This window comes from Allobosea sp. GW822-FHT05A11 (assembly GCF_058800455.1).
Genome location: NZ_JBXAMI010000002.1, coordinates 311,757 through 324,807, shown reverse-complemented (window position 1 = coordinate 324,807; position 13,051 = coordinate 311,757). Strand labels below are relative to the sequence as shown.

The window sequence follows — 13,051 nt, the reverse complement described above, 5'->3', positions numbered from 1 at the left end:
TAGCGAGGCAAATTCAGAAAACAACAAAAAACCACAAAAACAGTCATATCAGGAAGCGAGGACGCGAACCCCCTGTTCCGCCAGTTTCGTGGCGAGCGGCGCGGGCGGTGCCTGGTCGACCAGCAGCCCCGCGCAAGGCCTGTCGCCAACGATGCGGCTTGGCAGGACGAGCCCGAACTTGCCGCTGTCCGCCATCAGGAAACCCTGCTCGGCCGCGTTCAGCAGGGCGGTGCGGGTCGCGGCGCCGGCGCGGGTGTAATCGGTGAGGTGCCCGTTCGGATCGACGCCGCCGACGCTGACGAAGGCGAAATCGGCGGAAAGCCGTGCGATTGCCCTGAGCGTCTCCGGGCCGGTGGCCGCATCCTCGTTGCGATCGAACTCGCCGCCGATCAGGAAGACGCGGGCGCCGGCCAGCCGGCTGACGAGCCGGGCATTCTCCAGCGAGGTCGTATGCACGATCAGGCGCTTGCGGTCGGACCGGGCCAAGGCGCGGGCCAAGGCCTCGGTCGTCGTGCCGGAATCGAGCAGGATGGTCATGCCGTCGCCGATCAGCGAGACCGCGAGATCGGCTATCGCCTCCTTACCGGCGCGGTTCACGGTGCGGCGGCTGGCGAAGGAGGCTTCCGAGCGCTCGTTGCGGATCGCGCCGCCATGGACGATCGCGAGCAGGCTGCCCGCCGACAGGGCCTTGAGATCGCGCCTCACCGTCTCGCGCGAGACGTCGAGCGCCTGCGCCAGTTCCTCCACCGTGACGGAGCCCGTCTCGTCGAGCTTCGCCAGGATGGCGTTGTGCCGTCGCGCTGCGATGTCGCGTGTCATGGCAGCGGAGCCAGCTAGGCCGTGGCCCCGATCCCGCCGATGCAGGTGTATTTCACGTCGAGATAGTCCTGCAGGCCGTATTTCGAGCCTTCCGAGCCGAGCCCGGATTCCTTGACGCCGCCGAAGGGCGCGACCTCGGTGGTCACCAGCCCCTCGTTCACCCCGACGATGCCGTATTGCAGCGCCTCCGAGACCCGGAAGGTGCGGCCGAGATCGCGGGTGTAGAAATAGCAGGCGAGCCCGTATTCGGTGTCGTTGGCGAGGCGCAGCGCCTCCTCCTCGGTCTCGAAGCGGAACACCGGCGCGACCGGCCCGAAGATCTCCTCGCGCGCGAACTGCATGGCGCTGGTCGCGCCTGCGATGACGGTCGGCTCGTAGAAGCTCAGGCCCAGCTCCGAGCGCTTGCCGCCGGTCGCGACGGCGCCGCCCTTGGCTTTGGCGTCGGCGACCATCTCCTCGACCTTGGCGATCGCCTTGTCGTCGATCAGCGGCCCTTGCGTCACGCCGGTCTCAAGCCCGGAGCCGAGCTTGAGCTTCTTGACCGCCGCGGTCAGCTTCTCGACGAAGGCGTCGTAGATGCCGGCCTGCGCGTAGAAGCGGTTGGTGCAGACGCAGGTCTGCCCGGAATTGCGGAATTTCGCGGCGATGGCGCCTTCGACCGCCCGGTCGAGATCGGCGTCGTCGAAGACGATGAAGGGCGCGTTGCCGCCGAGCTCCATCGAGACCTTCTTGACCGTCTCGGCTGCCTGCTTCAGCAGCACCTTGCCGACCGGGGTCGAGCCGGTGAAGGTGATCTTGCGCACCAGCGGATTGCCGGTGAGCTCGCCGCCGACGGTGCGGGCATCACCCGTCACGACATTGACGACGCCGGCCGGGATGCCGGCCTTCTCGGCGAGGATGCCCCAGGCCAGTGCCGAATAGGGCGTCTGCGACGCCGGCTTGGCGACGACGGTGCAGCCCGCCGCCAGCGCCGGGCCGATCTTGCGGGCCAGCATCGAGGAGGGGAAGTTCCAGGGCGTGATCGCGCCGACCACGCCAAGCGGCTGCTTGGTCACGATGATGCGCCGGTCAGCCCAGGGCGAGGGGATGACGTCGCCATAGACGCGCCTTGCCTCCTCGGCGAACCACAGCACATAGGCCGCGCTCATGCCGACCTCGCCCTTCGCCTCGGCCAGCGGCTTGCCCTGCTCGCGGGTGAGAAGCTCGGCCAGCGCGTCCTGGTGCTTCATGATCTCGTCGGCGAGCTTGCGCAGCAGCACGGCGCGCTCCTGCGCGGTCTTGGCAGCCCAGGCCGGGAAGGCGGCATGCGCGGCTTCGATCGCGGCGCGCGTCTCCTCGACACCAGCCGAGGGCACCGAGCCGAGCATCTTACCCGTCGCCGGATCGGTCACGTCGATTGTTCCACCCGACGCCTTGTCCAGCCAGCGCCCGCCGACGAAGATCGCGTCGCGCTTGAAATCGCTCCACTGGGACATGATTCAGCCTTTCAGAAATGCGGGGAGTCGCTGCCTCATGCCGTCATGGCGCACAATGGCGACAAGGCGATACGAGAATGGCGTCACGCATCCGTTCTACTGTGCGGCCGTCGCCATGTGAACACGCAGCGGCTCGAAGCCCGCTGCGATAGGGGCGCGGTGGTCCATGCCGCTGCGGCGGCCGTGCACTGCACCCCAAGCGTCGAAGGCCATTTACGCCGCGCCTGCAATGGATAGGCTCGCCACGATTCCCGCCGCTTTCCACCTGCGCCGGTTCGTTGCTCGAGAAAGGTGTTCCGATGACCGAAAGCCTCCGTCCGTCCGCCACCGAGCGCCTCGACCAGGCGCTCGGCCGGATTCGCGATCCCAAGCTCGAAGGCGGGAAGGTCTTCACGACGCTCTATGAAGCCTCCGCACGGCGCGAGGCCGAGGCGTCCGATGTTCGGATCGCGGCCGGAAAGCCGTTGGGGCCGCTGGACGGCCGGATCGTCTCGATCAAGGACCTGTTCGACGTCGCCGGCGAGACGACGCGTGCCGGCGCCGCCGTCCTGCGCCGCCAGCCGCCGGCCGCGGCCGACGCGCCGATCGTCCAGCGTCTGCGCGCCGCCGGCGCCGTCATCGTCGGCAAGACGCAGATGACCGAATTTGCCTTCTCGGCGCTCGGCACCAACGCCCATGACCCGGTCGCGGGCAATCCGCATGATCGCAGCCGTGCGCCTGGCGGCTCGTCCTCGGGCGCCGTCGTCTCGGTGGTCGACGGCATGGCCGAGATCGCGATCGGCAGCGACACCGGCGGCTCGATCCGCATTCCGGCGGCCCTGACCGGTGCGGTCGGCTTCAAGCCGACCTCCGGCCGCGTTCCGACGACCGGCGCCTTCTCCCTTTCGAGCACGCTCGACACGGTCGGCCCGATCGCCCGATCCGTCGTCGATTGCGCCATGACCGATGCCGTTCTGGCAGGGCAGGCGCCATCGCCGCTGGCGCCGCGGCCGCAGGCCCGCTTCGTGGTCGCACGTGGGCGCCTGTTCGATGCGATGGAGGCCGAGGTCACCGAGGCGTTCGAGGCGGGGCTGGACCGGTTGCGGCGCGCCGGCCTGAGCGTCGAGGACGGCTCGCTCGATCCGAGCCTCGATGCCTTGGCCGCGCTCGACAAGATCGGTGGCTTCCCGTCGATCGAGCTCGGCGCGACCCTGCGCGATCTCGGCGTCGACGGCCTCGACGAGGTCGATCCCAAGACCCGCGTGCGCATCGAGGCCGGCGCCGGCCTCCTCGGTGTCGACTATGTCCGCATGCAGCGCCGGCGCGCGGCAGCTGTCGCGGCTTTCGCAGCGGCGATGACCGAGGATACTGTCTATCTCGTGCCGACGACCCCGATCCGGGCGCCGCTCCTTGCCTCGGTCGCCGACGATGCCGGCTTCCACCATGCCAACGGCCTGGCCCTGCGCAATCCCCGCGTCGGCAACCTGCTCGACACGCCGTCGCTCTCGCTGCCCCTGCCGGTCCCGGCCGGCGCTCTCCCGGTCGGGATGATGCTGATCGGCCGGCGCGGCGCGGATCGCCCGTTGCTGGCGATGGCTGCAAGTGCCGAGGCCGCGCTCGCCCGCGTGTGAGCGGAATCGGTCGGTTCGCGCTCGCCTGGAGGCGTGGCGGTCTAGCCGTATCTGCGCCCGTTGGCGAAGGGGCCGACGCGCCAGCCGAGCTTGTCCTCGATGCGCCGGGCCGCAGCCTTCACGGCTTCGACAAAATTCGCATGCTCCTCGTTGACGCGGAATTCGGGCAGGACGATCGAGACGGTGATCGGGCAGGCGCCGGCCTCGTCCAGCACCGGCGCCGCGATGCAGGCGACCGCGTAGTCGGACTCGCCGGCCTGAATCGACACGCCCGCCGCGAGCGCGTCGCGCGCCTGTGCGAGCAGGGTGGCGGGATCGGTGACGGCGCGCCCGGTCGGCGACGCCTTGGCGCTTCTGCGGAAGAGCGCGGCCCGCTCGGCATCGTCCAGCCCGGCGACCAGCAACCGGCCGGACGCGGTCCAGTTCAGCGGCACGCGCGTGCCGACGCGCGAGGTGATGACGAAATGTCCGGGACCCTCGGCCATCGCCTCGACCACCATCATGCCGCCGTCACGGCCGCAGATCTGCACGGTCTCGCCGACTTCGCGCGCCAGCACATGCATCTCATGCGTCGCGACATTGATGACCTGGAGGTCACGGGCATAGGCGAGGCCGTAATGGTAGAGCCGGGGACCGAGCCAGACGCCGCCATCGCCGGAGCGCGCCAGCAGGCTCTTGTCGAGCAGATCCTCGACGATGGCATAGACGGTCGAAAGCGGCGCGCCGATCGCGCGGGCGACCTCATAGGCCGTCTGGGCCCGGCCCTCCTGCTGGAGGTGGTCGAGGATCTGCACGGCGCGGTCGATGCCGCTGACGCGCGAGCGTCGCTGCGGCGCGCGCTCCGGCTCGTCTCCGCTGGCTTCCGTCGTCGTGGCTTTGGTCATGTCCGGGCTTTCATCCCTGCCGCGTATCGACTCAAACGGCGGTGACCCGCAGTGGTTTCCGTCGGGGCCGCGAACCTCTCCGCTTTGCCGCCCGTTTCGTCAACGCCGGTCGCTATAGCATCGGCCCGAAAAGTGGCATCCGGTTTTTGGGCAAAGCCGATGCAAGATCAAAGAGCTAGAGTATCGGACTGAATACGATATTCAGTCCGATACTCTAGTCCGGCCATTTCGCCAGCGAGGCGGCGCGCCGGTTGCGGCGCTCGATCAGCGGGCTTGCGATGATCGTGTTGCTGCGCCGCGCGGTCTCCAGTTCGGTGACGATGCGCGCGGCGACGATCTCTTCCTCATCCGGATGCAGATTGCAGGGATCGAGGAAGAAATGGCCGTGCTCGACCTCGTGATCCCTGACGATGACCGGCGGCGTGCCGCGCGCCAGCGCGTCGGCGAGGTCCCAGGCGGTGATATGCGCCTGCTCGGGATCGACGGAGAGCTTCATCCGGTCGAGCGGATTGTTGGTCGGATCGGGCTCGATGACGGCCGTCACGCCGGGCCGCTCGGTGAAACGGGAGAGCCAGAGGTCGAGCGCGCGCTGCTCGCGCGCCCTGATGCCGGCATGGTCGCGCTTCTCCCAGGCCTCAAGCGCCGCCATCGTGCCGAGCACGCTTTCCTTGCCGACCTTCATGCCGCGGCCGATGCCGCCATTCTGGATGAAGGCGGCACGGACCAGTGCCTTGCGGCCGGCGACGATGCCGCCGGTCGGTCCGCCCAGGAACTTGTGCGAGGAATAGAGCACGATGTCGGCGCCGGCCGCGAGGAAGCCACGCAGGTCGTATTCGGAGGCCGCGTCGACGATGACCGGCACGCCGCGCTCGTGGCAGATCGCCGCGAACTCGTCGAGCGGCAGCAGCCCGTACTGGACCGTATGGTGCGAGACGACGTAGAGCGCGGCCGCCGTGTGTTCCGAGATCGCGCCGGCGAGCTGGTAGGCGCGGGCGCTGGTGGCCTGTCCGACGACGATCGGCGTCGCGCCCGCAAGCCGGATCGCCTGTTCGACCGGCGCGCCATAGCCGACCATATGGCCCATCATGATCACGACCTCGTCCTGGAGGCCGCTGGCATCCGGCAGTTGCTCGACGGCGTAGAGGTCGTCGCCCGTCATCGCACCGGCGATCGCCAGCGTGATCCCGGCCGAGCAGGAGGCGGTGACGAAGCCGGCCTCGCTGCCGCAGAGCCGCGCGATGACGGCGCTGGCCTTGCGCTGGAGATCGTCGATCTCGACGAATTGCGGCAGGATCGCTGTCATCGCCGCGACCGCTTCCGGCACGACGATCGAGGCGCCGAGCGCAGTCATCGTACCCGAGACATTGATGACGGGGCGCAGGCCGAGGGAAGGGCGGATATCGGGGGCAGTCATCGGTTTCTCCTGAAAGGCGGGCGGGGCTGCTGCCCCGGTTAGAGCATCGGCTCGATGCTCTAGGACACGGCGACGATCGCCTCGATCTCGACGGTGATCTGGCGTGGCAGCGAGCCGAAGCCGACAGCCGAGCGGGCGTGCCGGCCGGCTTCGCCGAAGACGGCGACGAAGAGGTCGGAACAGCCGTTGATGACGGCCGGGTGATCGCCGAAATCCGGCTCGGCATTGACCATGCCGAGCAGCTTGACGATACGCCGGACGCGGCCGAGGTCTCCGAGCGCACCATGCAGCACGGCGAGCAGGTTGAGGCCGGTCAGCCGGGCATGGTCATAGGCCTGGGCGACGCTGACGTCGCGGCCGACCTTGCCGGTATGGAGCCGGCCGTCTTCATGCGTCGGCCCCTGGCCGGAGAGATAGATCAGGTCGCCTTCGCGGATATGGGTCGCGAAATTGCCGATCGGCCGCGGCAGGTCGGGTAGCGTGAGGCCGAGCTCCCCCAGGCGCCGGTAGGGCGCCGTGTCGGGCAAGGTGGACAGGGCGGCGCTCATGGTTTCCTCACGCCGGGTTGGGGCGGAAGCCGGCGAAGCGCGACAGGAAGGAGCGCAACCGCTCATGCGGCTGTTCGCCGAAAACCTGCGCGGGCGGCGCGTCGATGACGATCCGGCCCTGGTCGGTGAAGACGACGCGGTCCGCCACCTCCTGCGCGAAGGCCATCTCATGCGTGACGAGGATCATGGTGCGGCCCTCGGAGGCGAGCTCCTGCACCACGGCCAGAACCTCGCCGACGAGTTCCGGATCGAGCGCGGAGGTGATCTCGTCGAGCAGCAGCACCTTCGGCTCCATCGCCACGGCCCGCGCGATGCCGACGCGCTGTTGCTGGCCGCCGGACATCTGCGAGGGCAGGGCATCGACCTTGGCCGCCAGTCCGACGCGGGCGAGCCATTTCTCGGCGATGGCGCGCGCCTCCGCCTTGGGGCGTCCGCGCGACTTCATCAGTCCGAGCATGATGTTCTGCGCGGCGGTGAGATGCGGGAACAGGTTGAACTGCTGGAACACCATCGCCGCGTCGACGCGGATCGCCGCAAGCTCCCGATCGCTGCGGCGCTTGCGAGCGCCCGCGCCGTCGCGATAGCCGACCTCGGTCCCGTCGATCCGGATCGAGCCGCCATCATACTCCTCGAGGAAGTTGATGCAGCGCAGCAGCGTGGTCTTACCGCTGCCGGAGGGGCCGATGATCGCGACGACCTCGCCCTTGCCGACGGTGAGATCGACGCCCTTCAGCACCTGATTGGCGCCGAAGGACTTGGTCAGGCCCTCGATCGCGATCACCGGTTTTGTGGCGAAAGCACGGGCATCCGTCTCGGCCATGGATGCCTCCTTTCAGACGAAGCGCTTCTCGAGCCGGCGGCTGAGCGCCGAAAGCGGGAAGTTGATGGCGAAATACATCAGCGCACCGATGAGATAGAGCGGCAGCGCCACATGGGTGCGTCCGATCACCTGCTGCAGCGAAAGCATCAGGTCGACGATGCCGAGCAGCGAGACCAAGGAGGAGCCCTTCACGGTGTCGACGACGCTGTTGACGAAGGGCGGCAGGAAACGGCGCACGGCCTGCGGCGCCAGCACATGCGTGAAGCGGTCGAACAGCGTGAGCCCGATCGCCTTGGCGGCTTCGGTCTGGCCGGTCGGGATCGACTGGAAGGAGCCGCGCGTGATCTCGATGATCTGCGCCGATTTGAACGCCGTCAGCGCCACGATCGCGGCAAGCAGGCTCGGCAGGTTCACCTTGATCGCCGGCAGGCCGTAATAGACGAAATAGAGCAGGACGAGGATCGGCACGCCGCGCACGAAATCGGCATAGAGCCGGATCGGCGCCCGCGCCCAGAGCGGCCCGAAGGCGAGCACGCAGCCGAGCGGCAAACCGACGATCAGCGACAGCACGATCACGCAGGCCGAGACCAGCAGGGTCGTCAGCAGGCCGTCGACGAGGAAGGGCAGGGTCTGGATCAGCGTCGCCATGCCGTCACCGTGCGATCGAATAGCGCCGCTCGGCCAGCCGCAGCAGCAGCAGGATGGCGTAGCTGGTGATCAGGTAGATCGGCGTCGCCACGAGATAGACCTCGACCGTGCGGAAGGTCTGGGTCTCGATCCAGCGCATGCCATAGGCGAGCTCGGGCACGGCGATGGCCGAGGCGATCGAGGTGTCCTTGAACAGCGAGACATAGGTGTTGGAAAGCGAGGGCAGGGCGATCCGCATGGCCGTCGGCAGGCGCACGTGCCAGAGCACCTTCATCGGCGTGAGCCCGATCGCCTTGCCGGCCTCGATCAGCCCGCGCGGCACGGCTTCCAGTCCCGCACGCATCACCTCGACGAGATAGGCGCCGGAATAGATCGAGAGTGTCGCGACGAAGGAGGTGACCGCGTCATATTGCAGGTCGATGGCGCTGGGGATGCCGTAGAAGACGAGATAGACCAGCAGCAGCAGCGGCACGTTGCGGACGAATTCGACATAGGCCGCGATCAGCGGGCGCGCCCATTTCGGGCCGTCCAGGCTGAGCAGCGCCAGCACGAGGCCGATCGCCATGCCGATCGCGATGCTCGCGGCGGCGAGTTCGAGGCTGAGCCAGAGCCCCTCGAACAGCTTGCCGGCATAGCGCCAGACGATCGCGAAGTTGAAGTGATAGTTCGCCATGGTCCCGCGATCAGCCGGGCGATAGGGGCGGAAGGGCGCCGGGCGCCCTTCCGCTTGCGAAGCGTGGAACGGTCAGAACCGGGGAAGGCCGGGCTGGCGCTGCGGCGGCTCGGCGCCGAAATAATCCTTCACCGCCGCGTCGTAGAGCTCGTTCTGGTGGCCGAAGATCGCGATGTCGAAGGTGGTGTTGACGAAGCGCATCCAGTCCGGGTCGCCCTGCTTCATGCCGGCGCCGTAGAGCATCGTGTTCCAGGACTTGCCGGCATCGGCGTATTTGTCGGGATGGCGCTTGGCGAGCCACCAGACGGTGGAGAGATCGACCGCAGCGGCATCCGCCCGCTTGGAGTCGAGCGCCAGGATGACATTGGCCTGGCTGTCGAGCTGCATCACGGTCGATTGCGGCAGCACCTTCTTCACCGAAGCCTCGGCATCGACGTTCTGCAGGATCGAGACGCGGGCCGAGGAGCCGGCCTTGAGCAGCGCGTCGAAGCTCTTCTTGTCGCTGTCCGGCCGGGTCAGGAGCGCGATGCCCTCGACATAATAGGGGCGCGAGAAGGCGATCAACTGGGCGCGGGCCGGCGACATCGTCATGAACTGGATGACGATGTCGACCTTGCCGGTATTGATGTTGGGGATGCGCTGGGCCGCGTCCTGCCGGACGAACTCGACCTTGCTGGCGTCGTCGAACAGCCCCTTGGCCAGGATGCGGCCCATGGTGATGTCCATGCCGACGAGCTGGCCCTTCTCGTCCTCGAAATGCCAGGGCGCATTGGTGGAGCCCGTGCCGACGATCAGCTTGCCGCGATCCAGCACCGTGCGCAGCAGGCTGTTGGGCGCCGATTGCGCCGCGGCCTCGCGGGCGGTGCTCGCAGCCGCAGCCAGCGCGAGGCCGCCGACCAGTCCACCCTTCAGCAGAAGCCTCTTGCCTTCGTCCGTCTCGCTCATTGGCGTTTCCCCTCTTTGCAAGAATAATCCATAATTAGAGAATATATCTTGTAATTAAGGATGCTAGAGAGTCTTTCGCCCGGAAGTCAAGCGCCCGGCCGGATGGCGTCGACGCCGGGGCGGCACAGGGTCGCGCCGCAGCATCGTGCCTGCAACTTCGGCGGGCTGCGCCGGAGTTTCGCGAGCCACGGAAGGCATTGACAAGCTCGCACACGAAATCATTCTTTCCCTTCGGCCGTTCGAGCCGCCAAAAACAGGGAGGGGTATTCGATGGTGCCGGTCTCTCGCCGTACCGTGCTCGCCGCCGGTGCAACCCTGCCTCTCCTGAGCCTGCGGGCCCACGCCCAGGCCGCGGGCAAGGTGCTCCGCTTCGGCCTATCGAGCTTTCCGCCGAGCCTCCAACCCTGGCTTCACACCGGCACGGCGGCGCTTACGGTCAAGCTCCTGATCTTCCGGGGGCTGACCGGCTTCGACGAGAAGGGCGAGGTCAGGCCTGAGCTCGCCGAGTCCTGGGCGCGCGAGGGCGAGACGACCTGGGTCTTCAAGCTGCGCCAGGCGACCTTCCAGAACGGCAAGCCGGTCACCGCCGAAGACGTGAAATGGACGCTGGAGCAGGTCGCAGCGCCCAATTCGACCGCCTTCATGAAGGCCGAGTTCGGCGGCGTCGAGCGCATCGAGACGCCCGATGCCCGCACCGTCCGGATCGTGATGAAGCAGCCGACCGTGACGCTGCCGATCTGGCTCGCCAGCCCGCATATGCCGATCATCGCCAAGGACTCGATCGAGGGGCGTGCCGGGCTCGGCGTCGGCGCCGGTCCGTTCATGATCAAGGCGCAGGAGCGCGGCGCCTCGATCGAGGTCGCGAAATTCGACAAATACTACAAGCCGGGCCTGCCGAAGCTCGACGGCATCAGGCTCGTCGCCTATGCCGACGAGAACCTGCGTGTCGCCGCGCTCCAGGCCGGCGATGTCGACCTGATCGAATACGTGCCCTGGCAATCCATGGGCACGATCGAGAAGGATTCGCGCCTGCGGCTGGTCGCGGTCGACGGGCCCTTCATGGGGCTGAACTTCAATGGTGGTACCGGGCCGTTCAAGGATGTCCGTCTGCGCCAGGCGGTGGCGCACGCCATCCGCCGCGAGGACATCGTGCAGGCGGCCTTCTTCGGTCGCGGCAGCAAGCTGCAAGGCATCCCGATCGCATCGAGCAGCCCCTATTTCGACAAGGGCCGCTCCGAGTTCTGGAACTACGATCCGGCCAAGGCGAAGAAGCTGATGGCCGAGGCCGGCGTGCCGAACGGCTTCACCTGCACGCTGCTCTCGACGGCGCAATACGGCATGCACAAATCGACCGCCGAGGTCGTGCAGGCCAATTTGGCCGAGATCGGTATCCAGGTGACGTTGAACCTGCCGGACTGGGCGGCGCGCGTCGATCTGGCCGGCAAGGGCCGTTACGATTTCATGGTGCAGGGCACGACCGCGGACAATAACGACCCCGACGGCCTTGCCCCGCTGATCGACGGCGATCTGCCGCCCAATATGGCCCGAAGCTGGCAGATTCCCACGCCCGAAATCCATGCGCTCTTCGCCAAGGGCCGCGCCGAGTTCGATCCGGCCAAGCGCAAGGCGATCTATGCCGAGCTGGAGAAGCTCGCTCTGGAGCAGGCGCCGCTCGTCGGCCTCGCCTGGCGCTCGCAGGGCTATGCCATGGTGACGGGCCTCAGCGGCTTCAAATGCTATCCGGGCGGCACGAACTTCTTCTCGGCCTATTCACTGGACGAGGCGGCGCTCGCCTGAGCGCCCGCCTCACCTCGCCCGTGTCGTCCGCTCCAGCCGCGCGAACCTCTCCAGCCGGAAGGGCTTGGGATCGATCAGCGGTGTGCGGCCGCTGACCAGATCGGCGATCAGGCGGCCGGCGCCGGGGCCGATGCCGAAGCCATGGCCCGAGAAGCCCGTCGCGAGGAAGAAGCCGGGCAGGCTCGGCACCTCACCGATGATCGGCACGGCATCGGGCGCCGCATCGATCAGTCCGCCCCAGCTCTCCTTGACCTTGAGGCCGGCAAAGGCGGGGAAGGCGGCGATCAGGTTGCGTCGCGCTTCCTGCAGGATGCCCTCGGACGGCTTGGGATCGAGGATGCGGTTGCGCTCGAACGGCGTTTCCTGATCGAGCGACCAGCTTTTCGGCGTGCGGGCCTCCTCCAGGAAGCGCTCGCCGAGCCGCAGCCGCAATTCATGGCGCTGCCTGGCCAGGGACGGCAGGAAATCGAAGAGCAGCCGGAAGCTGTCCGGCACGATCTCGGCGACGCTCGCCCCGCGATGAGCGATCGTATAGCCGCCGTCCTGCCGCTTGCGGAAGGCGAAGTCGGAGGCGCCGACGGCATGGGTCGGCGGGCCGTCGAGCGGCTCGGTCCGGAACACCGAGCCCAGAATCTTGAGCGCCGGCAGGTCGATGCCGAGATTGCCGAGGAACAGCCGCGACCAGGCGCCGCCTGCCAATACGACACGCTGGCAGGCGATCCGCCCACGTTCGGTGACGACGCCGCTGACGCGTCCCCCGGCCGTCTCGATGCCCCGCACGGCGCAGCGCGTCAGCACGGTGCCGCCATGGCGGCGCAGCGCCCGCGCCATCGCTGGAACGGCCTTCTGCGGCTCGGCCCGGGCATCGCTCGGGGTGAACATCGCCCCCGCATAGGCGCGTTTGCCGCCGGGCAGGACGGCGTCGATCTCGCGCTTGCTCAGGAGCCGGGAGTCGAGTTGATAGGTTCTGGCGTGCTCGAGCCAGGCCTCCTGCTCGGCGAACTTCGCTTCCGTGTCGGCGACATAGACGATGCCGGAGCGCGTGAAGCCGGTATCGCCGCCGACGAGCCGGTCCATATCCTCCCAGAGCCGCATGCTTTCGAGCCCGAGCGGGATCTCGCCGGGATCGCGCCCCATGACGCGCACCCAGCCCCAGTTGCGCCCGGACTGCTCATGGCCGACCTCGCCCTTCTCGCAGACGGTGACCGAGATGCCCTCGCGCGCCAGGAAGAGCGCCGTGGTGATGCCGATAATGCCGCCACCGATGACGACGACATCGCTGGCGGCGGGAAGGGACGGGTCCGGCTCGATGGTCTCGATGGTGATGCCCATCACGAAGGCTCCGGCGGTGGCGGGAAGGGGCTGGCGGTCGGCGGCACGAGGTGTCCGGTATAGACCAAGCTCAACGCCCTTCGTAG

Annotated in this window: 12 protein-coding genes; 2 read left to right on the top strand and 10 right to left on the bottom strand. The window is 67.9% G+C overall.

Going from position 1 to position 13,051, the window contains the following annotated elements:
* Window positions 1–48: 48 nt before the first annotated feature.
* The gene (locus tag AC1RLU_RS06930; protein ID WP_492794645.1) at window positions 49–819 is read right to left on the bottom strand and encodes a DeoR/GlpR family DNA-binding transcription regulator; all 771 of its coding nucleotides are present in this window, start codon (window positions 817–819) and stop codon (window positions 49–51) included.
* A gap of 14 nt (window positions 820–833) precedes the next feature.
* Window positions 834–2,294: an NAD-dependent succinate-semialdehyde dehydrogenase gene (locus tag AC1RLU_RS06925; protein WP_492794644.1), complete on the bottom strand. Its 1,461-nt coding sequence runs from the start codon at window positions 2,292–2,294 to the stop codon at window positions 834–836.
* A 299-nt stretch (window positions 2,295–2,593) separates the two neighbouring features.
* Between AC1RLU_RS06925 and AC1RLU_RS06920 the strand changes: the two genes are divergently transcribed.
* Entirely contained in the window at window positions 2,594–3,904 is a 1,311-nt protein-coding gene (locus AC1RLU_RS06920) for an amidase family protein (protein WP_492794643.1), read from the top strand.
* Window positions 3,905–3,945: 41 nt separating this feature from the next.
* Here the strand turns inward: AC1RLU_RS06920 and AC1RLU_RS06915 are convergent, their stop codons facing one another.
* The 7 genes from AC1RLU_RS06915 to AC1RLU_RS06885 all read right to left on the bottom strand — a co-directional run bounded on the left by AC1RLU_RS06915 (window position 3,946) and on the right by AC1RLU_RS06885 (window position 9,836).
* Complete coding sequence (locus AC1RLU_RS06915; RefSeq protein ID WP_492794642.1) at window positions 3,946–4,788, bottom strand: IclR family transcriptional regulator; 843 nt, start codon at window positions 4,786–4,788, stop codon at window positions 3,946–3,948.
* A 214-nt stretch (window positions 4,789–5,002) separates the two neighbouring features.
* The gene (locus AC1RLU_RS06910) at window positions 5,003–6,202 is read right to left on the bottom strand and encodes an aminotransferase class V-fold PLP-dependent enzyme (protein ID WP_492794641.1); all 1,200 of its coding nucleotides are present in this window, start codon (window positions 6,200–6,202) and stop codon (window positions 5,003–5,005) included.
* Between the two features lie 59 nt (window positions 6,203–6,261).
* Window positions 6,262–6,750, bottom strand: a complete 489-nt coding sequence (locus tag AC1RLU_RS06905) for a RidA family protein (RefSeq protein WP_142115426.1) — start codon at window positions 6,748–6,750, stop codon at window positions 6,262–6,264.
* Window positions 6,751–6,757: 7 nt separating this feature from the next.
* Window positions 6,758–7,570 carry an amino acid ABC transporter ATP-binding protein gene (locus tag AC1RLU_RS06900; protein WP_492794640.1) on the bottom strand — a complete coding sequence of 271 codons (813 nt, stop codon included), beginning with the start codon at window positions 7,568–7,570 and terminating at the stop codon, window positions 6,758–6,760.
* Window positions 7,571–7,582: 12 nt separating this feature from the next.
* Complete coding sequence (locus AC1RLU_RS06895) at window positions 7,583–8,218, bottom strand: amino acid ABC transporter permease (protein ID WP_047579000.1); 636 nt, start codon at window positions 8,216–8,218, stop codon at window positions 7,583–7,585.
* A 4-nt stretch (window positions 8,219–8,222) separates the two neighbouring features.
* Window positions 8,223–8,891, bottom strand: a complete 669-nt coding sequence (locus tag AC1RLU_RS06890; protein WP_492794639.1) for an amino acid ABC transporter permease — start codon at window positions 8,889–8,891, stop codon at window positions 8,223–8,225.
* Window positions 8,892–8,963: 72 nt separating this feature from the next.
* Entirely contained in the window at window positions 8,964–9,836 is an 873-nt protein-coding gene (locus tag AC1RLU_RS06885) for a transporter substrate-binding domain-containing protein (protein ID WP_492794638.1), read from the bottom strand.
* Between the two features lie 270 nt (window positions 9,837–10,106).
* On the opposite strand from AC1RLU_RS06885, the gene AC1RLU_RS06880 reads away from it, so the two are divergent.
* Window positions 10,107–11,633 (top strand): ABC transporter substrate-binding protein, encoded by a 1,527-nt coding sequence (locus AC1RLU_RS06880; protein WP_492794637.1) that lies wholly within the window; start codon window positions 10,107–10,109, stop codon window positions 11,631–11,633.
* Between the two features lie 9 nt (window positions 11,634–11,642).
* On the opposite strand, the gene AC1RLU_RS06875 is transcribed toward AC1RLU_RS06880, so the two are convergent.
* Window positions 11,643–12,968 (bottom strand): NAD(P)/FAD-dependent oxidoreductase, encoded by a 1,326-nt coding sequence (locus AC1RLU_RS06875; protein WP_492794636.1) that lies wholly within the window; start codon window positions 12,966–12,968, stop codon window positions 11,643–11,645.
* Between the last annotated feature and the right edge of the window lie 83 nt (window positions 12,969–13,051).